The sequence below is a fragment of the Xanthomonas arboricola genome (assembly GCF_003353015.1).
In the GTDB taxonomy this organism is placed as follows: Bacteria; Pseudomonadota; Gammaproteobacteria; order Xanthomonadales; family Xanthomonadaceae; genus Xanthomonas; species Xanthomonas arboricola_E.
In genome coordinates, this window is record NZ_QREM01000001.1 from 436,784 (window position 1) to 462,803 (window position 26,020).

Here is a 26,020-nt window from a genome sequence, read left to right on the forward strand (position 1 = left end):
GGACAGGGCGTGCGGTGTCCGATCACCGCACCCCCGACCCGCTGCTCCCAGGCAGGCGCACCCGCGGCGTGCCTGCCGTCTCTTCCCGCCGCGCAGGGACGCGGGCGATCACCTCATCGTCAAGCCGCCTGCACGACCGGGCGCCGTTGCGGCAGCGCCGCCTGCTGCGGCACCAGGCGGAACACCGCCACGGCACGCGTCAGATCCGCCGCCTGATCTTCCATGCTGCGTGCCGCGGCAGTGGCTTCTTCCACCAGCGCCGCGTTCTGCTGGGTCATTTCATCCAGCTGCATCACCGTGGTGCTGACCTGCTCGATGCCGGCGCTTTGCTCGGTGCTGGCGGCGGTGATCTCGGCCATGATGTCGGTCACCCGCTGCACCGAGCTGACCACCTCGGTCATCGTGCTGCCGGCCTGTTGCACCAGGTCCGAGCCCTGCGTCACCTTTTCCACCGAATCGGAAATCAGCTGCTTGATTTCCTTGGCGGCGCCGGCCGAGCGCTGCGCCAGCGCGCGCACTTCGGTGGCCACCACCGCAAATCCGCGGCCCTGTTCGCCAGCGCGTGCCGCTTCCACCGCGGCGTTCAAGGCCAGGATATTGGTCTGGAACGCGATGCCGTCGATCACCCCGATGATGTCGGAGATGCGCGCCGACGATTGGGTGATCGCCTGCATGGTGGTGACCACTTCCTGCACCACGCGTCCACCGCTTTCGGCCACCTCGCCGGTGCCCTTGACCAGCTGATTGGCCTGGCGCGCGTTGTCGGCGTTCTGGCGCACGGTGGAGGTGAGTTCTTCCATCGACGCGGCGGTTTCTTCCAGGTTCGCGGCCTGATGCTCGGTACGCGTGGACAGGTCGGCATTGCCGCTGGCGATCTCGCCGGCGGCGGTGTTGATCATCTCGGCCGAGTGCTGGATGCCCTGCACGATGGTGGTCAGCTGGATCGCGGTGCGGTTGGCCGCATTGGCCAGGCGGCCGAATGCGCCCTCGTAATGCGATTGCACCCGCTGCGACAGGTCGCCATCGGCAATCGCGGCCATGATGCGTCCGACATCGTCCAGGCCTGCATCGGCCTGCTGCATCAGCCGGTTCAAGGCCTGCACCATCTCGGCGAACGCGAACTGGTAGCGCGCCTGCTCGCCGCGTGCGGAGAAGTCGCCGCGCGCGGCCGCATCGGCCAGGCGGGCGATGTCGCTGTTGATCGCCGACAGGTTGCCCTTCACCGTATCCAGCGCCTCATGCAGCGCCGCGCGCTGGCCGGGCAGGCGGCGCATGTCGCGGCGCAGATCGCCACGGCCATACTCGCCCATCAGGTCCATCGCCTCGTTGATGGCATCCAGATGCTCGAACACCACCGTGTTCACGCCGTGCGCCAGGGTGCCGTAATCGCCGGGGAAATCCTCCGGGATGCGGTGCGCGATGTTCTCGCCCTGCTGCAGCCGGATCATGGTCTGCATCTCGCCGTTGAAGCGCTGCAACTGGGTCTGCATCTGCTGCATGCTGTGCATCAGCTGGCCGGTTTCGTCGCGCGACTCGACCCGGATGGCGTTGTCGAAGCGGCCCGAGGCAATCGCCTCTGCGGTGCGCGATGCGGCGCGCAGCGGCGCCGCCATCGCCGAGGCGATCAACCAGCACAGGCCGATCACCATCGCCACCAGCGCGCCGCCGATCAAGGTCAGGGTGCGGGTGAAGCCCCAGGCCTGCACCTGGATGTCTTCGGCGTACACGCCCATCACCAACACCCAGTTCCAGGCCGGGAAGGTCTTGGCATAGCTGATCTTGGGCAGCTGTTCCTGCTTGCCCGGCTTGGGCGCGTTGTAGTAGCTGAAGCCGTCGCCGTGCTCGATCGCGGTCTTGATGTCGCGATACACGTACTGCCCGGCATCGCTCTTGTAGTCGCTCATGTCGGTGCCGACGGCGCGCTTGGGATGCATCAGGATGCGCATCTGCGGGTCGACGATGAAGAAGTAATCCACGCCGTCGTTGGTACGCATGTCGGCAAGCGTCTTACTCGCCGCTGTCTTGGCCTGTTCGACAGTCAACTCGCCGGCGTTGACCTTGTCGGCGTAGTGCTGCATCACGGTCAGGCCCATCTCGACCTCGGTCTTGACGCTGAGCTTGCGCGCCTCGATCAGGTCCAGATACTGCAAGCGAGCTGCGGCCACTGCCAGCAGGATCACGCCCACCGTCAACAGGCTGCACAACAGGACGAACTTGCGGGTGAGCGGGAGATTGGCGACGTGACGACGCAACAGGGACACAACAGGCATGGCAACGACATCCAGAACGCGCGCAAGGCGCCATGTCATGGATAGCGGCTGATTCACAAGCGGGTTGAACATTAATTGCGGCAGCGTCCGCTTGGGCAACGCAGCAACGCGCCATCGCAATGTAGGCGCGCACCCGGGCGCGACGCGGGGTTATCGGTAACGCCCGGTCGCGCCCGGGTGCGCTCCTACGAGGTCATGGGCATTGATCCATCAATGCAATGGCGGACACGCATTGCGTGCCCGCCGCAGTGCATCAGCCTGCCGCGCAGAAGCCGAATTCGGCCGTCGCACCAGCCGCCAGGGTGCGATTGAAGTCCACGCCGCTGGCCTTGAGCGTGCTGCCGCTCTGCGACCAGGTGACGTTCCAGGCATTGTTGACGGTGCCGGTGACCGGCAGCGAGATCGACCAGGTGCCGCTGGCGGTGCCGGTGTTGGTGACCCGCACGCGATTGCAGTAGCCGCCGTTCCACTGGCTGTCCACGCTCACCTTGGTGCTGAAGCTGCCGCTGGGCGTCGGTGTCGGTGTCGGCGTGGGTGTCGGAGTCGGTGTCGGTGTCGGTGTCGGTGTGGGAGTCGGTGTGGGAGTCGGTGTGGGGGTCGGCGTCGGCGTCGGCGTCGGCGTGGTGGTGCCGACGCTGCCCCACAGGGTGCGCAGCAACGTCATCTTGTCCTGCCGCACCGTGGTCCAGTCATCGCGCAGGATGCCGCCGGTGTCGCCGCTGTTGGGATTCCACGACCAATAGAATCCCTCGTTGATGCCCTTGCTGCGCAGGTACTTCACCAGCGCATCCTGCCAGACCTTGTCGCGGGCATCGCCTTCGCCGTACTTGCCGCCGAATTCGCCCAGCAGCAACGCATGCGTGCCGGCGAACTGGCCGAAGTGACGGTCCCAGATCGCCGGCATGTTGTTGGGGAAATTGCTGTCGTTGAAGTACGACTGCACGAACACGTCCGGCCCATACACATGCGGCGCCAGCAGCAGCCGGTTGGCCGGGATGTTCAGCGGGGTGCAGGCCAGCGGCTGCAGGTTGCCGCCCCAGAAGATGCCGCCGTTGGTCGAGCAGACCGGATTGTCGGTGATGCCTTCCACCGCGATGATCCACTTCGGCGCCACCGCCAGCACCGCGGCCGAGCCGCGCTCGGCGGCCTTGTTCCAGTCGGTGGCGGCGTTGCCGGTGCCCCAGGTCGCGGCACCGTGCGGCTCGTTCTTCAGATCCAGGCCAAGCACGGACGGCACGTTCTTGTAGCGGTTGGCCACAAAGCGCAGATCGTCCAGCCACTGCGCTTCGGAATACGAGCCGGTGTACCAGAGCTCGGAGATGGCAGCGCAGTCCGGGGTGTGGTGATCCAGCAGCACGTACATGCCGCGCGCGTTGAACTCGTTGATCACCTTGTCCAGGATCTGCAGCGAGCTCAGGCCCTGCAGGTCGGCATTGAGGCTGTAGTTGATGCTGGTCGGCATCGTGCTGCTGCGCAGGGTGGCCGGGCAGAACGGCAGACGCACGGCATTGAAGCCCAGGCCCTGCATCTGGTTGATCATGTCCTTCCAGTTGCGTGCCCACAGACCGTGCATGACGTGGTTGCCGGTCTCGAAGCCGAACACGTTGACGCCCTTGAGCTGGACCGCCTTGCCGCTGTCGTCGACGATCTTGTTGTTGCTGATGGAGTAGCTGAAGGCCGGTGTGGCGGCGAGGGCCAGCGCCGTGGCCAGTGCGAGCGTGCTTGCGGTCCTGAAAATGGACATGGTGGTCTCCTAGCGTACCCGGCTCGACGCCCGAACCCGGTGAGGGGGGCATCTTGGTCTTCAGCTGCGTTGTTTGGCGTGATCCGGGCCACAGAAAGGCGCTTTGCCGTCTCGATCACGCGCTGGCTGCGGGCCGGTTCGCTTTCGCGCACACTATCGCCGCTGTGGCCTGTCCGCAGGCTGTCCTTTCTGTCCCCGGAGTGTCTTGCAATGTCTTTCCTGCGTGCCGAACTGGCGCAATGGCGCGCCTCGCCCGCGCGCGAACTGATGGCCGGTGCGGTCGCCACCTTTGCGCTGATTCCCGAAGTGATCGCCTTTGCGTTCGTGGCCGGCGTCGATCCGCAGGTGGGGCTGTTCGCGTCGTTCGTGATCGGGATCGTCATCGCGTTCTGCGGCGGCCGCCCGGCGATGATTTCCGCCGCGGCCGGGTCGGTGGCCCTGGTGGCCGCACCGCTGGTGGCCGCACATGGGTTGCCCTATCTGCTGGCAGCCGGGCTGCTGGCCGGTGCGGTGCAGATCCTGTTCGGCCTGTTGCGGCTGGGCGTGCTGATGCGTTTTGTCAGCAGCTCGGTGCGTACCGGCTTCGTCAATGCGCTGGCGGTGCTGATCTTCGCCGCGCAGCTGCCACACCTGCAGCATGCCAACCTGGCCACCTGGGGCATGCTGGCGTTGGGCCTGCTCATCATCTACGGCCTGCCGCGGCTGCCGCTGCCGGGCGTGTCGGCGATTCCTTCGCCGCTGCTGTGCATCCTGGTGCTGACGCTGCTGGGCTCGGCCCTGCACCTGCCGCTGGAAACGGTGGCCGACCTGGGCAAGCTGCCCGACGCGCTGCCTTTCCTGCAGTGGCCGGCGGTGCCGTTGACGCTGGAGACCTTGCGCATCATCGCCTTGCCGGCGCTGGCCATCGCGATGGTGGGGCTGCTCGAATCGCTGATGACCGCACGCGTGGTCGACGAACTCACCGACACCCCGAGCAACAAGAACCGCGAGTGCACCGGGCTGGGCCTGGCCAACACCGCTGCCAGCCTGTTCGGCGGCATCGCCGGCTGCGGCATGATCGGGCAGACCGTGGGCAACGTGAAGTACGGCGGGCGTGGCCGTCTTTCGACCCTGTTCGCCGGGGTGTTCCTGCTGATCCTGATGGTGCTGCTCAAGCCGTGGGTCTCGCAGGTACCGGTGATCGCCTTGGTGGCGATCATGGTGATGGTCTCGGCCGAGACCTTCGACTGGCGTTCGCTGCGCACCGTGGTCACCCATCCACGCACCTCCAGCGTGGTGATGCTGGCCACCGTGGCGGTGACCCTGCTCACCCGCAACCTGGCCGCCGGCGTGGCGGTGGGCGTGGTGCTGAGCGGTGTGTTCTTCACCTTCAAGGTGGCCGGGCTGCTGCAGATCACGCATGGCGACGGCGACGATGGCGTGCGCATCTACCAGGTGCGCGGGCAGGTGTTCTTCGCCTCGGCCGACGTGTTCATCGACGCCTTCGACGCGCGCCAGGTGCCCGGCCGCGCGGTGGTGATCGATGTCAGCCGCGCGCATTTCTGGGACATCACCGCGGTGGCGGCGCTGGACAAGGTGGTGCAGCGGCTGCGCCACCATGGGCTGGAGGTCCAGGTCAAAGGCCTGAATGCCGGCAGCCGGCGGCTGATGCAGGCACACGCGCTGGGCGACGATGCGCTGGAGTCCGCGCTGCCCTAAGCGCCGCAGGGACGCAGGCCTGTTGCGTGCCTGCACATCCGTGTACGCCGGCTGGCCGTGCGTGGCGCCGGCCGGCGGGCGGACTCAAGTTCGCGCGCGCAGCGCCGATGAACCGGCATCGAGATTGCCGGTAACCCGTCGTGATGCCAGTGCGTTCCAGCCCGAGAGGTGTGCCCGCGTGCCGTGACCGGCGCTGCGGGCCTGCGTCTGCCCACGGGATGGTGCGCCAATGACCACGGCACCGTTGCTGGAACGCATGGTGGACCTGACCGCCATCCGCGACGCCGATCTGCTCGATCTGAGCCTGTTGCGCACCATGCGCGAGGTCTGCGCGTCCGAGGAGCTGTCGTTGCTGCGCATCGCCGCGGATGGACGCACCATGGCCGAGACGCGGCTGCGCGAGGATGGCCGGCTGTCGCTGACGGTGGCCGACATCCACGACGCGCACCTGCGCACGCAACTGGCCGACCTGCACGGGCCGGGCGATGTGGTGCAGGTGCAGCAGGACGGCCGTGCGCTGCTGGTGTATCCGATGATGGAAGCGCGCGGGATCCGCACCTGCCTGCGGGTGGGCGGCACGCGCACGCCCGGCGCCGCCGAGCAGGTGATGCTGCAGGGCTTCGCACGCTTCTTCCAGAATTACCGCAGCCTGCTCGACGATGCCCAGCGCGATGCGTTGACCGGCCTGCGCAATCGCAAGACCTTCGACGATGTGATCCTGCGCCTGTTTGCCGGCGGCGCCGATGCTGCGGCCAGCGCGGGCGTGTGGCTGGGGATCGTGGACATCGATCACTTCAAGCGCGTCAACGACAGCTTCGGCCACCTGTATGGCGACGAGGTGCTGTTGCTGGTGGCCCAGTTGATGCAGCGTTGCTTCCGTCAGGATGATCTGCTGTTCCGCTTCGGTGGCGAAGAGTTCGTGATCGTGTTGCGCGGAGTGGATCGCGACACTGCGGTGGCGCTGTTCGAGCGCTTCCGCGTGGCGGTGGCCGAACATGCGTTTCCGCAGGTCGGCAAGGTCACGCTCAGCACCGGCATCGTCGAGCTGACCGACGGCCAGTTGATCAGCCAGCTGCTCGACGAGGCCGACAAGGCGCTGTACTGGGCAAAGCAGCACGGCCGCAATCGCACCGAGGTCTACGCCGAACTGGTGGCCAGCGGGCAGATGCGCCAGGTTGCCCAGCAGGTCGGCAGCGTCGACCTGTTCTGAGACGCATCGGCGTTCGCTGGCGGCAGCGCTGCAGTGTTGGCCGCCGCGGCATGCAGCGGGACGCCGTCGGGCGCCATGACGCGCGTGCACGGCGCAGGCGGCGCGCCGCGTGCTGCGCGCATCGCCTCCTGGCCATGTCGCTCAACGCTGCGTTGCTGCCGATGCATGTCGCGCCCGCGCGCCGGCTGGCGTCGCGCGCCGCCGTGCACACCCGATCGCACGCCGCAGTGGCTACACTCCAGGGCTGTTCGGACACTACCTGGGTGCTGCAGTGAAGCGAGTTGTTACCAAACGCGTTGCAATGGGAATGCTGGCGATGGCGGTCTCGACCGCACTGATGGCCGCGACGCCGAGCTTCGATGGCGCGCGCATCTCGCGCGACGTCAAGGAGCTGGCCTCCGATGCCTACGAAGGCCGCGGCCCGGCCACTGCCGGCGAAGAAAAGACCATCGCCTACCTGAGCAAGCAGTTCGCTGCTGCAGGTCTGCAGCCGGGCGGCGATCTGACCGACGGCAAGCGCGCCTGGACCCAGGCGGTGCCGCTGCGCCGCGCCGATATCGTCGGCACGCCGACCATCGCCCTGCAGCACGCCGGCAAGCCGCAGGCGCTGACCCAGGGCAAGCAGATCGCCATCCGCGCTGCGCTGGACGGCGCGTCCAAGGTCGACATCGCCAACGCACCGCTGGTGTTCGTCGGCTACGGCGTCAAGGCGCCGGAGCGCGACTGGGACGACTTCAAGGGCGTGGACCTGAAGGGCAAGATCGCGGTGGTGCTGATCAACGACCCGGATTTCGAAACCGGCAAGGGCGCCTTCGACGGCGCCGGCATGACCTACTACGGCCGCTGGACCTACAAGTACGAAGAAGGCGCGCGCCAGGGCGCGCTCGGCGTGCTGGCGGTGCACGAAACCGCACCGGCCTCCTACGGCTGGGACACCGTGGCCAGCTCCAACACCAACACCATGTTCGATGTGGTGCGCGACAACCCGCGCGCCGCGCATCCCACCCTGGAAGGCTGGATCCAGCGCGACCTGGCCGCCGACCTGTTCAAGCAGGCCGGGCTGGATTTCGATGCCTTGAAGAAGCAGGCGCAGACGCGCGGCTTCAAGCCGGTGGAACTCAAGGGCCAGGGGCTGAGCGCCAGCTACCAGGTCAAATCCGACGTGATCACCTCGCACAACGTGGTGGCGCGGCTGGACGGCAGCACGCATCCGGATGAAACGCTGATCTACAGCGCGCATTGGGACCACATCGGCGTGGGCAAGCCGGACGCACGCGGCGACACCATCTTCAACGGCGCGCTGGACAACGCCAGCGGCACGGCCGCGCTGCTGGAACTGGCACGCGGCTTTGCCGCCGGCCCCAAGCCACAGCGCTCGGTGGTGTTCCTGGCCGTCACCGCCGAAGAAAAGGGCCTGCTGGGCTCTGAGTTCTACGCCTCCAAGCCGCTGTACCCGCTGGACACCACGGTGGCGGTGATCAACATGGACGGCATGAACCCGTTCGTGCCGTCGCGCGACTTCGGCATCTACGGCACCGCAAAACTCCAGTTGCTCGATCAGCTCAAGACCGTCGCCGGCCAGTGGAAGCTGCGCTACACGCCCGATCCCAAGCCGCAGGCGGGGTACTTCTTCCGCTCGGATCATTTTTCCTTCGCCAAGCGTGGCGTGCCGGCGCTGTCGTATGCGGCCGGGCAGGATTGGGAAGTGGGCGGCGTGGCCGCGGGCAAGGCCGCCTCCGACGACTACACCGCCAAGCGCTATCACCAGCAGGGCGATGAGTGGAAGCCGGACTGGACCTTCGCCGGTGCGGCGCGCGATCTGGGCGTGCTGTACGCGCTGGGCCAGCAGCTGGTCGATTCGCGCCAGTGGCCGAACTGGAGCAACGATTCGGAGTTCCGCGCCACCCGCGACGCCAGCGAGGCGGCGCGCAAGTAGGACCGGCTGACACGGCGACGGCGCTTCCGTCAGCGGCGTTGCTGGTGCCCGATGCGGCATGTGCCCCGTGTGCATGCCGCCTCCGGCTCAGGCCACGTGCCCGGTGCTCGCCAGGTCTTGTCGGCTGCTTCAAGGCCGTGAGATCGCGGTTGTCCTGGCAGGCTCGGTGCCACGCATGCGTCGTTGCAGGGCGGTTGATGAGAGGCCCGGCTCTCAAGCCAATTCCAGCGCACCGGCGTGCTGCGAGGGCGCCAGATCGGCGGTTCGCGGGTTGGCTGCAGGGCCCTTGCCCGCCCACCATCGCGGGACACGCCGCAAGTACGTCCATGTAGGCTCTTACGCGGCATCCATGCCGCGTAAGGTCCCGCGACGGTGGGCGGGCAAGGACCCGTCGAGATGGCGGTGTGCGTGGTGCAAGCAGGGCATGGCGTGCCTTGTTCGAATCACGTTGCGTCCGATCGGTTCCTCGCGCAAGCCGAGCGGCAGACAGGCCTCCAACACGCAACCTGCAAACGTCTCGTCTGCGCACCGCACGCCGGGCAACACGCTTTCAAGAAAACAGCCGACCAAGTGCCTGGTGCGGTGCCCTTGCCGTTTGCGGGACCGTGTGGCGGCATGGATGCCGCCACCGAGCCCCCGGGATGGGTTCACGGCGTGTCCCGCGAGCGGTGAGGGCACCGCGCCCTCGACNTTGCGGGACCGTGTGGCGGCATGGATGCCGCCACCGAGCCCCCGGGATGGGTTCACGGCGTGTCCCGCGAGCGGTGAGGGCACCGCGCCCTCGACTCGCCAGGCGTTTGAGCTGAGCTTCTGACTGCCTCAAAGCGTGGCACCGACCCGAAAAGCCTGGTTATCGTGAAGCGATCAGTGAGTGCGGAACGCACCGCCCGTGGCCAGAACAAGGTCGGCGCGGGCCTAGAGCGCTGATTTCGAGACCCCATGGCGCGCGCCTGCCGTCGCAATCCGGTCAGCGACATGGCCGCGATCGCCAGCGCCGGCAGGCTGTCGCTACAACCGATTGCGTCTCTCCTGGCACATCAATTGCATTTGTCTGACACGACAGCGTGGTTTGGCGCCCGTGACAGCACGCGTGCCAGACTGCAATCTGTTGGGGTAGCGTTCGGTCGCTGCGGCGTAGTCTGCCGCGCGGTCCTCGTCGGGTGGGCGAAGACTGCGGCGTGGCCTTCGTTTCCTTTAACGGTCGATTCTTTAAGATGAGCCGCGATGTCATCGTCGCAGCCAGGAGAGCTTGTGCATCGGAGTCTGAGAGCTGCCAATTCTGCGACGTGGTCCCGCACTGACGGGCTCGCCCGCACCGCGGTGCATGCGGCGACGTCGCCACGCGTAGCGGGGAGGGATCTCCCGCTGCAGCCCACACTGCCGCGATCGTGCGGCGGGCAGCCTTGATGGACGGTACTGTGACTCTTCCCCCTGCACCAACCGATCTTCCCCCCGTCTCCGACCTCGACGCCGGTCAGCCCACGCTGCCGCCGGAAGCGCCGTTGGACATGCCCGAACAATCCTTGCGCGAAGGCCGTCTGCAGGTGCCGCATCAGCGCACCGCGCCGACCGGCATCGGCCTGCGGCGCTTCTATCTCATCGGCGGCACCTTCGCCACCACCGCGGTAGCGGTGTGGGTGATGCTCAGCGTGCTGTGGCCGGATGGCGTCAGCGTGCTGGAGGGCTGCCTGCTTGGCCTGTTCGTGCTGCTGTTCGCCTGGATCGCGATGTCCTTTGCCAGCGCGGTGGCCGGCTTCGTCACCGTGGTCGCGCGCGCCGGGCGCAAGCTGGGCATCGATCCGGAGGCTCCGCTGCCGGCCCTGCACACCCGCACCGCGCTGTTGATGCCCACCTATAACGAAGATCCGCGCCGGCTGCTGGCCGGCCTGCAGGCCATCTACGAATCGGTGGCCGAGACCGGCCAGCTGGAGCAGTTCGACTTCTTCGTGCTCAGCGACACCACCCGCGACCACATCGGCGCTGCCGAGGAACTGGTCTACAACGAGCTGTGCGATCGCGTCGACGGGCACGGGCGCATCTTCTACCGCCGCCGCGCCGACAATGCCGCGCGCAAGGCCGGCAATGTCGCCGACTGGGTGCGCCGTTTCGGCGGCAACTATCCGCAGATGCTGATCCTGGACGCCGACAGCGTGATGACCGGCGACACCATCGTGCGGCTGGTCGCCGGCATGGAAAACAACCCGGACGTGGGCCTGATCCAGACCCTGCCGGCGGTGGTCAACGGGCAGACCCTGTTTGCCCGCATGCAGCAGTTCGGCGGGCGCGTGTACGGGCCGATCATCGCCTTCGGCGTGGCCTGGTGGCACGGTGCCGAGAGCAATTACTGGGGCCACAACGCCATCATCCGCACCCAGGCCTTTGCCGATCACGCCGGCCTGCCGTCGCTGCGCGGGCGCAAGCCGTTCGGCGGCCACGTGCTCAGCCACGATTTCGTCGAAGCGGCGCTGATGCGGCGCGGCGGCTGGGCCATGCACATGGTGCCCTACCTGCAGGGCAGCTACGAGGAAGGCCCGCCCACGCTGACCGACCTGCTGATCCGCGACCGCCGCTGGTGCCAGGGCAACCTGCAGCACGCCAAGGTGGTCGGTGCCAAGGGCCTGCACTGGATCAGCCGCATGCACATGCTGATCGGCATCGGGCATTACTTCACCGCGCCGATGTGGGGCCTGCTGATGCTGATCGGCATCGGCATTCCGCTGGCCGGCGGCGGCATCGACCTTTCCGGCAACCTGCCGTTCTCGCCCGCCCGCTACTGGCATGGCAACAGCCAGGGCAATGCGATCTGGATCTTCGTCTGCACCATGTTCGTGCTGCTGGCGCCCAAGTTGCTCGGCTATATCGCCCTGCTGCTCAACCCGCGCGAACTGCGCGCCTGCGGTGGCGCGATCCGTGCGCTGCTGAGCATCCTGCTGGAAACCGTGCTGGCAGCCCTGATGGCGCCGGTGGTGATGTACCTGCAGTCGCGCGGCGTGTTCGAAGTGCTGGCCGGCAAGGATTCGGGCTGGGATGCGCAGGTGCGCGACGACGGCAAGCTGTCGTGGCCGGCGCTGTTGCGCAGCTACGGCGGATTGACCGTGTTCGGCCTGTTCATGGGCGCGGTGGCCTATACGGTGTCGCCGTCGCTGGCGGCCTGGATGGCGCCGGTGATCGTGGGCATGGCGGTATCGATCCCGGTGGTGGCGTTGACCTCGTTGCGCCGCACCGGCCTGGGCCTGCGCCGCGCCGGCATCTTCTGCATCCCCGAAGAGCTCGATCCGCCCAAGGTGCTGGTGCGAGCGGCCGAGCTGCGCCGCGCCGCCGCGCTGGAGCCGTCGCTGATCTAAGCGCCTGCCAGGCGCATGGCGGGTAGCGGCGCAGCAGGATCCCTGCGCCTGTCGCCCCAGGCGCTGCGCTCGCGCCGGGCGTACGGAGCCGGGCGCATGGACTGGTCGGCACCTGTAGCCCGCCGGTCCGTGAGCGGCCCGGCCGATGGCGCAAGGCATAATGCCCAGCCCGCAAGCGGAGCTGGATGATGCTGGAAGTGATCGAACGCGAGACCGGACCGAACCCGCAATGGACCGTGCTGTGGCTGCACGGCCTGGGCGCCGATGGCAGCGACTTCGCCCCGATGGTGCCGGAACTGGTGCGGCCGCAATGGCCGGCGCTGCGCTTCGTGTTCCCGCATGCGCCGATCCGCCCGATCACCATCAACAACGGCGTGCGCATGCGCGGCTGGTACGACATCGTCGGCATGGATTTCGCCACGCGTGCCGACCAGGCCGGCATCGCCGAATCGGTGGCCCAGGTCGAGGCGCTGATCGCCCATGAGCAGGGCCGCGGCATCGCGCCCGAGCGGATCCTGCTGGCCGGGTTCTCGCAGGGCGGCGCGGTGACCCTGGCGGTCGGCCTGCAGCGCAGCGTGCCGCTGGCCGGCTTGATTGCCCTGTCCACCTATCTGCCCGATCCGGCGGCAGCCGCCAGCCAGCTGCAGCCGGCTGCCTCCCGCCAACCGGTGTTCATGGCCCACGGCACGGCCGATCCGGTGGTGCCGTTCGGCGCCGGCCAGGCCAGCATGCAGACTTTGCGCACGCTCGGGTTCGACCTGGACTGGCACACCTACCCGATGGGCCACCAGGTCTGCCTGGAAGAGATCGAGGCCTTGCGCAACTGGATGCAGGCGCGCTTCACCGCCGCCTGAGGCCATGGCCCAGCACGCGCCCCAGCTCGCCTGGATGCCGGACCTGTGCCGGCTGCCACGGTTGGGCGCCATGCTGGGCCTGGCCGAACTGGTGGTGCTGGTGGTGACCCTGGTCCCCAACGCCGGCGCGGCGCGCGATATCACCGTGTCGCAGGTCGTCTCGGCCAGTGGCCTGGCGCTGTGGCTGGCGCTGGCGGTCAGCGTGCTGCTGTGCGTGCTGCGGCCGGCGTTGTCGCGGCTACCGCCACGCGTGGGCGGGCTGGCCGCGCTGTTGCTCGCCGCGGTGGTGGCCATGCTCGGCGCCGGCATCGTGCACGCCCTGTATGCGGCGCTCGACCAGGCCCCGCTCGGGCCGCTGGTCGGCTTCTGGCGTTTCACCCTGGGCAGTGCGGCGACGGTGGTGCTGATCACCGCGTTGGCGCTGCGCTACTTCTACGTCAGCGACCGCTGGGAAGCGCAGGTGCAGGCCAATGCGCGCGCCCAGGCCGATGCCTTGCAGGCGCGCATCCGTCCGCATTTCCTGTTCAACAGCATGAATCTCATCGCCAGCCTGTTGCGCCGTGATCCGGTGGTGGCCGAGCAGGCGGTGCTGGATCTGTCGGATCTGTTCCGCGCCGCGCTCGGCGCCGGCGAAGGCGTGTCCAGCTTGCGCGCCGAATGCGAACTGGCCGAGCGCTATCTGGCGATCGAATCGCTGCGCCTGGGCGAGCGCCTGCAGGTGCGCTGGCACCGGCAGGAGCCGTTGCCGTGGGACCTGCCGATGCCGCGCCTGGTGCTGCAGCCGCTGGTGGAAAACGCGGTGCTGCATGGCATTTCGCGCATGCCCGAGGGCGGCACGCTGTACCTGTCGCTGCGTCAGCGCGGCAACCAGTTGCAGATCCGCATCGTCAATCCCGCCCCGCAGCCTGGCACCCAGCTGCCGCTGGTGGCCGGGGCCGGGCATGCCCAGGCCAGCATCTCGCACCGGTTGGCATTCCAGTTCGGTGCCGGGGCACGGATGGCGGCCAGCTGGGCCGACGGCTACTATGCCTGTGAGATCACATTGCCGCTGCCGTGACGGGGGAGTCGCTGCAGCGAGGGGGATGTCCATGACGGCCACGCAAGTGCGGGTGCTGATCGCCGATGACGAGCCACTGGCGCGCGAGCGCCTGCGCATGCTGCTGGGCGAACATCCGCAGGTCGAGGTGATCGGCGAGGCCGAAAACGGCCAGCAGGTGCTGCAGCAGTGCCACCACCTGCATCCGGATCTGGTGCTGCTGGACATCGCCATGCCCGGCATCGACGGCCTGGAAACCGCGCGCCTGCTGCGCCAGAGCCAGCCGCAGCCGGCGGTGGTGTTCTGCACCGCCTACGACCAGCATGCGCTGTCGGCCTTCGATGCCGCCGCGCTGGACTACCTGATGAAACCGGTGCGCCCCGAACGCCTGGCCGCCGCGCTGGAAAAGGTGGTCACCTTCCTGGCCGGGCGCGCGCCCGGTGCCGCGCCGCCGCCGCTGCGCACCCACCTGTGCGCACGCCTGCGCGGCAGCCTGCGGCTGATCGCCATCGACGACATCCGCTACCTGCAGGCCGAGGAAAAATACGTCATCGTCCACCACAGCCGTGGCGAGGACCTGATCGAAGAGTCGCTCAAATCGCTGGAAGACGAGTTTGCCGACCGCCTGGTGCGCATCCACCGCAACTGCCTGGTCGCGCGCGCCGAGCTGGTGGAACTGCGCCGCAGCGGCGATGGCCAGGTGCATGCGGTGCTGCGCAACGTGCCGCACCCCCTGGAAGTGAGCCGCCGTTGCGTAGCCAGCCTGCGCGAGCAGTTGCGCTAGCGCGCGGCATGCCGGGTGCGGCGGGTTGGTCGGCGACGACGCGGGGTGCGGCGGGCGCGGGCACGCGCTCCGGTAGGCGTTACGCGCCGGCTCCGTGATAATGGCCTGATGACCACGCTCCGCATCGCTACCCGTAAGAGCCCGCTTGCCCTCTGGCAGAGCGAACACGTCGCCGCTGCGCTACGCCAGCACCACCCCGGGCTGGAGGTCGCGCTGGTGCCGATGAGCACCCGCGGCGACGAGGTGCTGGACCGCTCGCTGGCCGCGATCGGCGGCAAGGGCCTGTTCCTGAAGGAGCTGGAGCTGGCGATGCTGCGCGGCGAGGCCGATTGCGCGGTGCATTCGCTCAAGGACGTGCCGATGGAACTGGACGACCCGTTCGTGCTGCCGGCAATCATGGAGCGCGGCGATGCCGCCGATGCGCTGGTCTCCAACCTCTACGCCAGCCTGCAGGCGCTGCCGCTGGGCGCACGCGTGGGCACCTCTTCGTTGCGTCGCCAGGCGCAGCTGCGCGCCGCGCGCCCGGATCTGGAATTGATCGACCTGCGCGGCAACGTCAACACCCGCCTGGCCAAACTCGACAATGGTGGCTACGACGCCATCGTGCTGGCCTGCGCCGGCCTGCAGCGGCTGGGCCTGGATGCGCGCATCACCGCGCGCCTGGATGTGCCCGATTGGCTGCCGGCGCCGGCTCAGGGCGCGGTGGCGGTGGAATGCCGTGGCGACGATGCGCGCATCCACGGCCTGCTGGCGGTGCTGGATGCTGGCCGCACGCGCGCCTGCGTCGAAGCGGAGCGGGCGATGAATCGCGCGCTGCACGGCAGCTGCCATGTGCCGGTGGCGGCGTTCGCGCGTTGGGAAGGGCAGGGCCTGTTCCTGCAGGGCATGGTCGGCAGCGCCAGCGATGGGCGCCTGATCCACGCCGAGGCGCACGGCAGCGCCGACGACACCGAGGCACTCGGCCGCCTGGTCGCGCAAGGCCTGTTCGACAAGGGCGCCGCGCAGCTGCTGGCCGAGCTGTAACGCGCCACTGCGTCGCCCGTAACGCGCCCGGCATCGCCGCAGCGGCAAGTGCAGCCCAGCTCCTCGTAGGAGCGGCCTAGGCCGCGATGGGGCGTTANTAACGCGCCACTGCGTCGCCCGTAACGCGCCCGGCATCGCCGCAGCGGCAAGTGCAGCCCAGCTCCTCGTAGGAGCGGCCTAGGCCGCGATGGGGCGTTACCGGGAAAGCCCGTCGCGGCCAGGGCCGCTCCTACAGAGTGCGGTTGCGTGTTCGGGGGGGAGGGGCAATGGACCGCCGCGCGCATAGGCCCAATCCGCCAAAGACGCCGCCCTTCGTAGGAGCGGCCCTGGCCGCGATGGGGCGTTATCNGTCCGCTCCTACAGATTGCGGTTGCGTGTTCGGGGTAGGCGATGGACCGCCGCGCCGCATAGGCCCAATCCGCCAAAGACACCGCTCTTTGTAGGAGCGGCCTTGGCCGCGATGGGGCGCTACCGGGAAAGCCCGTCGCGGCCAGGTCCGCTCCTACAGAGCGCGGTTGCGTGTTCGGGGGGGGAGGGGCAATGGACCGCCGCGCGCATAGGCCCAATCCGCCAAAGACGCCGCCCTTCGTAGGAGCGGCCCTGGCCGCGATGGGGNAGGTCCGCTCCTACAGATTGCGGTTGCGTGTTCGGGGTAGGCGATGGACCGCCGCGCCGCATAGGCCCAATCCGCCAAAGACACCGCTCTTCGTAGGAGCGGCCCTGGCCGCGATGGGGCGTTCCCGGGAAAGCCCCTCGCGGCCAGGTCCGCTCCTACCGAGCGCGGTTGCTTACTTGAAGGTGTAGACCAGGTTGACCGTGGTCAGGGTGTCGGTCTTCTTGTCGCCGTCGCTGACCTCGCTGTTGTGGCGCATTTGCCAGGCGGCCTTCAGCGCGAAGTGCGAGTTCATGCTGACCTGCACGCCGAAATCGTTCTGCGCGTAGGTGTTGTACTCGCCCGATTCCACCAGCAGCGTGTTGATCAGGTCGGTGTTGTCGGTGACGGTGTACTTGAGGTCGAACAGCCCGCGCCCGATCAGGCCGGTCTCGTTGCGGTCCTCGTCGCTGTTGTGCGCACGCCGGACACCCGGGCCGATCTGCGCATCCAGGTAGAAACGCTCGGCGTCGATCAGGCGCGTGCCGTAACCGATACCGAAGGTGGCCAGGCGGTCGTAGGTGGCAAAGTCGTCGTGTTCGTAACGGCCGGTGGCGGTGAGCTGGCGATGCTCGCCCAACTGCAGTGCGCTGCCGACGCTGCCGGTATAGCGCTCGGCCGTGGTCTGGCGCTCGCGCGAGGTGCTGCCGTCGTCGTTGGTATTGGTGTATTCGGAGCTGGAACGCAGCGCGGTGGCATCCAGGCTGTGGATCCAGTCGCCGTCGGTGTAGCGCAAGCGAACCCGGCCATTGAGGCTGTCGGTGGTGCTGTTGCCATGGGCGGCGGCATAGCCGAGCTCGCCGCTGCTCCCGCCCCACGGCGAGGGCATCACGGCGGCAGCCGGGTCCACCGGGGCCGGTGCGACTGCCTGGGCCCAGACGGTGGGCGTGATCAACAACAGCGGCAGCAGGGCAGACAACGGGGCACGGCGGGACATGGGCAGCTCGCTTTGGAGGTCAGGGGCAAAGAAGATGGAAGCGATTTCATGATAACGGACTGAGCGGCTGCGTCATGGGCAAGTGAATGCTGCGCTTCAGAAGGGGTTCGGATGGCGGCTGCGCAACAGCGGCGACCGGCGCGGTCACGCACCGCAGGCAGGCACGGCCCACGTGCGTCGCGGGCCAGCGGCCGGGCCGGAGCTGCCCGGTCGCGGTGGCGCCGGTCCAGGCATCATTGCCGGTGTACGGTGACGCTCACCCTGCCACGCAAAGACTCGGACATAATCGACGCATGGACCGCTACGAACGCATCAATTCCCTGCATCGCTTGCTCAAGTCGGCACGCTACCCGGTCACGGTGGCGCGGCTGCAGGATGAGCTGAGCTGTTCCCGCGCAACCGTGTACCGCGATCTGGCATTTCTGCGCGATGCGCTGATGGCGCCGGTCGAAGGCGACGGCGAATCCGGGTTCCGCTATCTCTCCGGCGAGAGCGACCGCTTCGAACTGCCCGGCCTGTGGCTGAGTTCGGAAGAGCTGCACGCGCTGCTGGCCTCGCAGCAACTGCTCGCGCGTACCGGCGGCGGAGTGCTGTCCTCGATGCTGGCGCCGTTGCAGCAGCGCATCGAAGGACTGCTGGCCGCACAGGCCGGGGTGTCGCAATGGCCGGTGGACCGGGTGCGGGTGATTCCGCACCGCGGCCGCAAGCTGGACGAAGCCAGCTTCCGCACCGTGGCCTCCGGCGTGCTGGAGCGCAAGCAGCTGAGCTTCGACTACCGCGCCCGTTCCACCGACGAATCGACCAAGCGCACGGTGTCTCCGCAGCGCATTACCCACTACCGCGACAACTGGTACCTGGACGCCTGGGACCACGGCCGCGACGGCGTGCGCAGCTTTGCGGTGGACCGGATCAACCACGCGCGGCTGCTCGAGAGCGTGCCGCGCGATGTGCCCGACAGCGAGCTGGACGAGCAGCTGGCGGCCAGCTACGGCATCTTTTCCGGCGCGCCCAAGGGCTGGGCCACCATCGTGTTCAGTGCCAAGGCCGCGCGCTGGGTCGCCGACGAGCATTGGCACTCCAAGCAGCAGGGCCGCTTTCTGGCCGACGGCCGGTACGAGCTCAAGGTGCCGTACAGCAACTCGCGCGAGCTGCTGATGGACGTGCTGCATTACGGCTCGGATGCGGAGATCGTCGAGCCGGTCTCGCTGCGCGAGCAGGCCAAGGCGCTGCTGTCGCTGGCGTTGAGCAATTACGACTGAGCGTGCGTCAGCGCTTGTTGGGCACTTCAAAGCCCAGGCGGTCCACCTGCTCGCGCAACTGCGGCACGCGCTTGAGCTTGTCGGTGTAGATGGAATAGTCGTCGCGCATCTTGTCGACCAGCTTGCGGTACTGGTCGCGGCTCATGTCCGGCTTGCGCGCGAAGATCCAGGCCAGGTCGCGGCCGGGGTAGGAAATCAGCATCCACGAACCGTCCGGTGCGATCTCCAGGATGCGTTGCTTGGCAGGAATGATCTTGTAGAACCACACCCGCCAGTCGCGGTTGCCGCTCTCGGCGTCCACCGAGGCGCGCGCGTTGACCTCTTTCTCCGGCTCGCCGAAGCCGTCGCGGTACAGATAGCGCACCGCCACCTTGCCGTCTTCGACCAGGGTGTACTCGTCGCGGCTGGTGACATGGCCGCGCTCGACCGGATTGGGCATGCGTGCGATCACATACCAGGTGCCCATGATCTTGGACAGATCGACCGCCGGCTCGCTGGCAGGCGCGTCCTTGGCAGATGCCACGGGCAGGCCGAGGACGAACAGAAAAGCGAGGGCGATCGTAACGGTCAGGCGCATCGCAACATCACAAAGGGGCAGTTGGAGCAGCACACTACCGCATGCAGGGGGCAAGTTCGCGTCAACGGTCGGGTCTGGCGTACCGGACTGTTTCAGACCGGGCAACCGGGGGCCTGGGTCTTGGGTGCGGAAGCGCGCGCCCTCGGCGGCTGGCGGTGCTGGTCGCGTGACCGGGGGAGCGCCGCTGTTGCCGTGCCGTCTTGGCGCCGCAGCTTTTGCTGGCTTGGCCGCCAGGTCGCAGCCGGTGAGATGGGCGCGGGCAATCCTGCCGGCCTGTTCCGATCCATCCTGCCACGGAGTGCCGCCATGTCGATTCGTCCTTCCCGTCGTTCCGAACGTCCCGACCCGCGCGTGCTGCGCCCGGTCCGGCAGATCGCCCTGGCCGGCCTGGCGCTGGTGCTGGTGTGGCCGGCCGCGCGCGGCCACAGCCAATGGATCGGCTGGCTGCCGCTGTGGCTGGTCGGCATGCCGATGCTGGCCTGGTGGAGCCTGCACCGGTTCGCGTTGCCGACCCTGGCGCGGCCCGGTGCGCGACGCGGCGCGCCACGTCGGCGCGGGCCGCAGGCGCAACGCCGACGCAGCGCTTCGCGTGCGGCGACACCGGCGCGCGCGGCCTGACCTTCGGCAGGGTCGGGCGGGCGGAGGGCTATGCTACGTTCCCGGCGTTCGTTCTCCCGGAAACATTCATGTCCAAACTCGCCTCGATCTGCCTGGTTGCCGGTCTGATCACCGCTGGCGCCGTCTCTGCAGAGGAAACCGCCGTGTCCAACGATCCCTACGCCTGGCTGGAAGATGTCTCCGGTGCCAAGTCGCTGGACTGGGTCAAGGCCCAGAACGCCAGGACCGAGGCGCGCCTGGCCGCCACGCCGGCCTTCAAGCAGATGGAAACCAGCATCCGCGAGGTGCTGGATTCGGATGCCAAGATCCCGGGCGTGCAGAAGATCGGCGCGTACTACTACAACTTCTGGAAGGACAAGCAGCACGAGCGCGGCCTGTGGCGGCGCACCACGCTGGACGAATACCGCAAGCCGGCGCCCAAGTGGGAAACGGTGCTGGACCTGGATGCGCTCAACAAGGCTGAAGGCGAGAACTGGGTCTGGCACGGCGCCGACTGCCTGCGCCCGGACTACCAGCGCTGCCTGATCGCGCTGTCGCGCGGCGGCGCCGATGCCGATGTCACCCGCGAGTTCGACCTGGCCGGCAAGCAGTGGGTCAAGGACGGCTTCTTCCGTCCCGAATCCAAGGGCGGGCTGGGCTGGATCGACCAGGACACCGTCTACGTGTTCACCGATTTCGGTGCCGGCACGATGACCAGCTCCGGCTATCCGCGCATCGCCAAGCAATGGAAGCGCGGCACCCCGCTCAGTGCCGCAACGGTGGTGTACGAGGGCAAGCCCACCGACATGTACATCGCGGCGATGCACGACGACACGCCCGGCTTCGAGCGCGATTTCGTCAGCCGCACGCTGGCCTTCTACAACGAGGAGCTGTACCTCAAGGGTGCCGACGGCAAGCTGGTCAAGGTGGACGCACCCAACTCGGCCAGCAAGTCGGTCAAGCGGCAATGGCTGACCCTGGAACTGCGCGACCCGTGGACCGTGGGCGGCAAGACCTACAAGGCCGGCTCGTTGCTGGCGACGCGGTTTGACGACTTCATGGCCGGCAAGCGCAGCTTCGATGTGCTGTTCGAGCCCACCGACAGCACGTCGCTGGCCGGCACGGCGTGGACGAAGTCGCACCTGGTAGTGAACGTGCTGGAAGACGTCAAGAACCGCCTGAGCGTGATCACGCCCACGCAGGATGGCTGGAAGAAGAGTGCCTTCGTCGGTGCGCCGGCATTCGGTACCGTCGATGTCGGCGCGGTGGACAGCGACGACAGCGACGCGCTGTGGTTGACCGTCACCGACTACCTGACCCCGACCACCTTGTCGTGGGTGGAGGTGGGCAGCGCGCCGCAGCCGCTCAAGTCCATGCCGGCGTTCTTCGATGCCGGCAAGGACAGCATCGAGCAGCACTTTGCCACCAGCAAGGACGGCACCCGCGTGCCGTATTTCCTGGTGCGGCCCAAGGCATTGAAGCTCGATGGCAGCGCGCCGACCCTGCTGTACGGCTACGGCGGTTTCGAGATCTCGATGACGCCGAATTATTCCGGCGGACTGGGCCGCGCCTGGCTGGAAAAGGGCGGCGTCTACGTGGTGGCCAACATCCGCGGCGGCGGCGAATACGGTCCGCGCTGGCACCAGGCCGCGCTCAAGCAGAACCGCCACAAGGCCTATGAAGACATGGCCGCGGTGGCCAGGGACCTGGTCGCGCGCAAGATCACCTCGACCAGGCACCTGGGCGTGCAGGGTGGCAGCAATGGCGGCCTGATGACCGGCAACATGCTGACCCAGTATCCGGAGCTGTTCGGCGCGGTGGTGGTGCAGGTGCCGCTGCTGGACATGAAGCGCTACAGCCATCTGCTGGCCGGTGCCTCGTGGATGGCCGAATACGGCAACCCGGATACCGACGACTGGAAGTTCATCCAGACCTTCTCGCCGTATCACCTGTTCGATCCGAAGAAAACCTATCCGCCGGTGATCTTCCTCACCTCCACCCGCGACGACCGCGTGCATCCGGGCCACGCGCGCAAGATGGCCGCCAAGATGATCGAGGCAGGCAAGGACGTGACCTACTACGAAAACATCGAAGGCGGCCACGGCGGCGCGGCCAACAACGCGCAGGCAGCGCACATGGCGGCGCTGGCCTACAGCTTCCTGTGGGAGCGGTTGGCGGATTGACGAGGTATTGACCAACGCAATCGGTAACTCGATTGCGCTGGTCACGCGGTGGCTTGAAGAAGCCCTGGGTCAAATGGTCCAGGGCTTTTTGTTATCCCCTTCTCCCCTCGGGAGAAGGGGCCCGAAGGGCGGAGGAGGGTCCGTGGGCACGCCACTCGCTGCGCCCAGGCACGGCGCCTGTGCGGCCATGCGTGGCTGCGGTGCTCGGCCTGCTTCATGGCGAGGCAAGCCCACAAACAGTAGCGCGAAGGGAGCAGCAAACAGCAGTCATGGCTGCTGATGTGGATGCAGTGACCCTACGGCTATATGCAGCTCGAAGATATGAAATGTGCGAGCTGCCGGGCGTCTGCTCAAAAATGTCGCAACCCACGTGCAATCCGCGCCACCGCCTGTTCCAGCCGCGGCAGGCTCTGCGTATAGGCGATGCGCACGTGCTGGTTGGCGCGGTGGACGCCGAAGTCGATGCCGGGGGTGAAGGCGACATGCTCGGTTTCCAGGAAGTGCGCGCAGAAGGCCTGGGCATCGTCCGAAAATGCGCTGATGTCGGCGTAGAGGTAGAACGCGCCCTGCGGTGCGACGGCAATGTTGAAGCCGAGCTGGCGTAGCGCCGGCAGCAGATAGTCGCGGCGTTGCTGGAACTGCGCGCGGCGCGCTTCGAAGATGGCGATGCTCTCGGGCGTGAAGCAGGCAAGCGCGGCGTGCTGGGCGATGGTGGAGGCGCTGATGTAGAGGTTCTGCGCCAGTTTTTCCAGCTCGGGCACCGCCGCCGGAGGGGCGATCAACCAGCCCAGGCGCCAGCCGGTCATGCCGAAGTACTTGGAGAAACTGTTCAGCACGAAGGCGCTGTCGTCCACTTCCAGCACGCTGTGCGCGTCCATGCCATAGGTCAGGCCGTGGTAGATCTCGTCCACCACCAGATGCCCGCCGCGTGCATGCAGCGCCTGCGACAGGCCGGCCAGTTGCGCGCGCGAGAGCACGCTGCCGGTGGGATTTGCCGGCGAGGCGACCAGTGCGCCGACGCTGCCGGCGTTCCAGCACGCGCCCACCAGGGCCGGGGTGAGCTGGTAGTCGCTATCGGGCCCCACCGGCACCAGCTGCGCGGCGCCTTCGACCAGGCGCAGGAAGTGCCGGTTGCACGGATAGCCGGGGTCGGCGAGCAGCCAGTGTTTGCCCGGGTCGACCAGCAGGCTGCTGGCCAGCAGCAATGCACCGGAGCCGCCCGGCGTGACCAGGATCCGTTCCGGGTCGAGATCGCAGCCATAACGCTGCGCATAGAAGCCGGCGATGGCGGCACGCAGCGCGGGCAGGCCGCGTGCAGCGGTGTAGCGGGTGTGTCCCGCCGCCAGTGCGGCCTGCCCGGCCGCGACGATCGGGGCGGCGGTGGTGAAATCCGGCTCGCCGATCTCCAGGTGGATCACATCGTGGCCGGCCTGTTCCAGCGCATTGGCGCGCGCCAGCAGCGCCATTACATGAAACGGGGCGATGTCCTGGCTGCGGCGGCTGTAGCCGGAGGAGTGCGGAGGCGTGGTATCCATCGACACGATGGTAGACCAGCGGCGGCACGGGTTTTGTTATTGCCGCGGTGGCAAACACGATCATCTGCAGAGCGGGCCTCGGGACTTCGCGATCGCGCGCGCGACCAGCCCCCCCCTGGCACATGACGCTGCGCGCCGGTCTCTTCTACACTCGGGCGCTCGGATGGCATTGCGTTCATCCAACGGACCCCAATCTGATGAAGCCTGTCCTCTCTTTTCTGATCGCCAGCCTGATGACCACCTCTGTTCCTTCCGCCTTCGCAGCTCTGCCATCGCCGCCGGACGTGGCCAAGCGTCCGCATGTGGTCAAGGCCCCGTTCGGTGCCACCCGTGATGACGACTACTACTGGTTGCGCGACGACAAGCGTGAGGACAAGGCGATGCTGGCCTATCTCAATGCCGAGAACGCCTACACCGACACGGTGATGGCGCCGCTCAAGCCGCTGGAAGACACGCTTTACACCGAGATCGTCGGGCGCATCAAGCAGGACGACGCCAGCGTGCCGTATCGCGAGCGTGGCTACTGGTATTACACGCGCTTCGAGGCCGGCAAGGACTACCCGATCCAGGCGCGCCGCAAGGGCAGCATGGAGGCGCCGGAACAGATCCTGCTCGACGTCAACCAGATGGCGCAGGGCAAGGGCTACTTCAGCGTCGGCGATGCGGAAGTCAGCCAGGACAATCGCATCCTGGCCTGGGCCGACGATGCGGTGGGCCGCCGCCAGTACACGATCCGCTTCAAGAACCTGGACACCGGCGAGATCTATCCGGACACGGTGGAAGGCGTGTCGGCCAACGTGGTCTGGGCCGACGACAACAAGACCCTGTTCTACGTCGAAAACGACCCGGAAACGCTGCTCACCGTGCGCGTGAAGAAACACGTGCTCGGCACGCCCGCCAAGGACGACGTGCTGGTCTACGAGGAGAAGGACGACAGCTTCTACATGGGCATCGGCCGTACCCGCGACGACAAGTACATCACCATCGGCGTGGAAAGCACGGTGTCGTCGGAGACGCGTTATGCACCGGCCGACAATCCGGAGCAGTTCACGCTGCTGGCCAAGCGCCAGCGCGATGTCGAGTACCACCCCGAACATTTCGACGGTCGCTGGGTGATCCGCACCAACGCCGATGGCGCCAAGAACTTCAAGCTGGTGACCGCACCCACCGATGCGACCACGCGCAAGCAATGGACCGACTGGGTGGCGCACGATGACAAGGTCTACATCGAGAATTTCGAGCTGTTCGACGGCTTTACCGCGATCGAGGAGCGCTCCGGCGGCCTGGAACGCGTGCGCCTGCTCAAGCGCGACGGCAGCCAGGAGTACGTCAAGGCCGATGAGCCTGCGTATTCGATGGGGTTGTCGGTCAACCCCGAGCCGGACACCGCGTGGTTGCGCTACAGCTACACCTCGCTGACCACGCCGGTGACCACCTACGAGCTCAACACCCAGACGGGCGAGCGCAAGCAGCTCAAGCAGCAGCCGGTGATCGGCTACGACCCGAGCAAGTACGTGACCGAGCGCGTCTGGGTCACCGCGCGCGACGGTGTCAAGGTGCCGGTGTCGCTGGTCTACAAGCAGGGCTTCAAGAAGGACGGCACTGCGGCGTTGTTCCAGTACGCCTACGGCAGCTACGGCGCGTCGATGGACCCGGCATTCAACCTGCCGGCGATCAGCCTGCTGGACCGGGGCGTGGTGTATGCCATCGCGCACATCCGCGGCGGCCAGGAAATGGGTCGCCAGTGGTACGACGACGGCAAGCTGCTGCGCAAGAAGAACACCTTCACCGATTTCATCGACGTCACCCGCGGCCTGGTGGCACAGGGCTACGCCGCCAAGGAGCGCGTCGCCGCCTCCGGCGGCAGCGCCGGTGGATTGCTGATGGGCGCGGTGGCCAACATGGCCCCGCAGGACTACCGCGTGATGGTGGCGCAGGTGCCGTTCGTCGACGTGGTCACCACCATGCTCGATGCCAGCATCCCGTTGACCACCAACGAGTACGACGAGTGGGGTAACCCGGAAAAGAAGGCCTATTACGACTACATGCTGTCCTACTCCCCGTACGACAACGTGACCAGGCAGGCCTATCCGGCCCTGTTCGTCGGCACCGGCCTGTGGGATTCGCAGGTGCAGTACTGGGAGCCGGCCAAGTGGGTGGCCAAGCTGCGCGACGACAACACCGGCACCCAGCCGATCGTCTTCCGCACCAACATGGAAGCCGGCCACGGCGGCAAGTCCGGCCGTTTCCGCAGCTACCGCGAGCTCGCCGAGTCGTATGCATTTGTCCTGGAGCAGCTTGGGGTCAGGTAGCTGGGGGGGCGGGGATCGGGGAGTCGGGATTGGGGATTGGTAGGAGCAGGTGGCCGGGTCCAACGCCGA

General features: G+C 67.5%; 17 protein-coding genes. 12 read left to right on the forward strand and 5 right to left on the reverse strand.

All coding sequences use genetic code 11. From position 1 onward, the window contains the following. Nucleotides 1-119: 119 nt before the first annotated feature. Both C0541_RS01985 and C0541_RS01990 read right to left on the reverse strand, forming a co-directional pair. Nucleotides 120-2,252 (reverse strand): methyl-accepting chemotaxis protein, encoded by a 2,133-nt coding sequence (locus C0541_RS01985; RefSeq protein WP_193725845.1) that lies wholly within the window; start codon nt 2,250-2,252, stop codon nt 120-122. Nucleotides 2,253-2,523: 271 nt separating this feature from the next. After that, a complete protein-coding gene (locus tag C0541_RS01990) occupies nt 2,524-4,014 on the reverse strand; it encodes a glycoside hydrolase family 5 protein (protein ID WP_115045450.1) in 1,491 nt (496 codons plus the stop codon). Nucleotides 4,015-4,224: 210 nt separating this feature from the next. Between C0541_RS01990 and C0541_RS01995 the strand changes: the two genes are divergently transcribed. The 8 genes from C0541_RS01995 (at nt 4,225) to hemC (ending at nt 15,899) form a co-directional block, all read left to right on the forward strand. Further along, nucleotides 4,225-5,712: a SulP family inorganic anion transporter gene (locus C0541_RS01995; RefSeq protein ID WP_115045451.1), complete on the forward strand. Its 1,488-nt coding sequence runs from the start codon at nt 4,225-4,227 to the stop codon at nt 5,710-5,712. 229 nt (nt 5,713-5,941) lie between these two features. After that, nucleotides 5,942-6,922: a GGDEF domain-containing protein gene (locus C0541_RS02000; RefSeq protein WP_161959836.1), complete on the forward strand. Its 981-nt coding sequence runs from the start codon at nt 5,942-5,944 to the stop codon at nt 6,920-6,922. 301 nt (nt 6,923-7,223) lie between these two features. Beyond that, nucleotides 7,224-8,858, forward strand: a complete 1,635-nt coding sequence (locus tag C0541_RS02010) for a M28 family metallopeptidase (RefSeq protein WP_429001327.1) — start codon at nt 7,224-7,226, stop codon at nt 8,856-8,858. Between the two features lie 1,406 nt (nt 8,859-10,264). Next, nucleotides 10,265-12,202 (forward strand): glucans biosynthesis glucosyltransferase MdoH, encoded by a 1,938-nt coding sequence (gene mdoH / locus C0541_RS02025; RefSeq protein WP_115045455.1) that lies wholly within the window; start codon nt 10,265-10,267, stop codon nt 12,200-12,202. 185 nt (nt 12,203-12,387) lie between these two features. Further along, on the forward strand, nt 12,388-13,056 hold the full coding sequence (locus tag C0541_RS02030; protein WP_115045456.1) for an alpha/beta hydrolase: 669 nt from the start codon (nt 12,388-12,390) through the stop codon (nt 13,054-13,056). Nucleotides 13,057-13,060: 4 nt separating this feature from the next. Beyond that, nucleotides 13,061-14,113 (forward strand): sensor histidine kinase, encoded by a 1,053-nt coding sequence (locus C0541_RS02035; RefSeq protein ID WP_115045457.1) that lies wholly within the window; start codon nt 13,061-13,063, stop codon nt 14,111-14,113. 31 nt (nt 14,114-14,144) lie between these two features. Then, a complete protein-coding gene (locus C0541_RS02040) occupies nt 14,145-14,876 on the forward strand; it encodes a LytR/AlgR family response regulator transcription factor (RefSeq protein ID WP_161959837.1) in 732 nt (243 codons plus the stop codon). Between the two features lie 108 nt (nt 14,877-14,984). Next, nucleotides 14,985-15,899, forward strand: coding sequence for a hydroxymethylbilane synthase (gene hemC, locus C0541_RS02045; RefSeq protein ID WP_115045459.1), 915 nt, complete (start codon nt 14,985-14,987; stop codon nt 15,897-15,899). 788 nt (nt 15,900-16,687) lie between these two features. Here the strand turns inward: hemC and C0541_RS02050 are convergent. Further along, the gene (locus C0541_RS02050; protein WP_115045460.1) at nt 16,688-17,488 is read right to left on the reverse strand and encodes a DUF481 domain-containing protein; all 801 of its coding nucleotides are present in this window, start codon (nt 17,486-17,488) and stop codon (nt 16,688-16,690) included. 293 nt (nt 17,489-17,781) lie between these two features. On the opposite strand from C0541_RS02050, the gene C0541_RS02055 reads away from it, so the two are divergent. After that, nucleotides 17,782-18,747 carry a helix-turn-helix transcriptional regulator gene (locus C0541_RS02055; protein WP_024940221.1) on the forward strand — a complete coding sequence of 322 codons (966 nt, stop codon included), beginning with the start codon at nt 17,782-17,784 and terminating at the stop codon, nt 18,745-18,747. 7 nt (nt 18,748-18,754) lie between these two features. On the opposite strand, the gene C0541_RS02060 is transcribed toward C0541_RS02055, so the two are convergent. Continuing rightward, nucleotides 18,755-19,324 carry a lipocalin family protein gene (locus C0541_RS02060; RefSeq protein WP_115045461.1) on the reverse strand — a complete coding sequence of 190 codons (570 nt, stop codon included), beginning with the start codon at nt 19,322-19,324 and terminating at the stop codon, nt 18,755-18,757. Between the two features lie 306 nt (nt 19,325-19,630). Here C0541_RS02060 and C0541_RS02065 point away from each other — a divergent pair, with 306 nt between their 5' ends. Both C0541_RS02065 and C0541_RS02070 read left to right on the forward strand, forming a co-directional pair. Continuing rightward, on the forward strand, nt 19,631-19,942 hold the full coding sequence (locus C0541_RS02065) for a hypothetical protein (protein WP_115045668.1): 312 nt from the start codon (nt 19,631-19,633) through the stop codon (nt 19,940-19,942). 68 nt (nt 19,943-20,010) lie between these two features. Next, nucleotides 20,011-22,104, forward strand: a complete 2,094-nt coding sequence (locus C0541_RS02070; RefSeq protein WP_115045462.1) for a prolyl oligopeptidase family serine peptidase — start codon at nt 20,011-20,013, stop codon at nt 22,102-22,104. Nucleotides 22,105-22,454: 350 nt separating this feature from the next. On the opposite strand, the gene C0541_RS02075 is transcribed toward C0541_RS02070, so the two are convergent. After that, complete coding sequence (locus tag C0541_RS02075) at nt 22,455-23,639, reverse strand: pyridoxal phosphate-dependent aminotransferase (RefSeq protein WP_115045463.1); 1,185 nt, start codon at nt 23,637-23,639, stop codon at nt 22,455-22,457. A 197-nt stretch (nt 23,640-23,836) separates the two neighbouring features. On the opposite strand from C0541_RS02075, the gene C0541_RS02080 reads away from it, so the two are divergent. Then, a complete protein-coding gene (locus tag C0541_RS02080) occupies nt 23,837-25,951 on the forward strand; it encodes a S9 family peptidase (RefSeq protein WP_161959838.1) in 2,115 nt (704 codons plus the stop codon). Nucleotides 25,952-26,020: the final 69 nt, after the last annotated feature.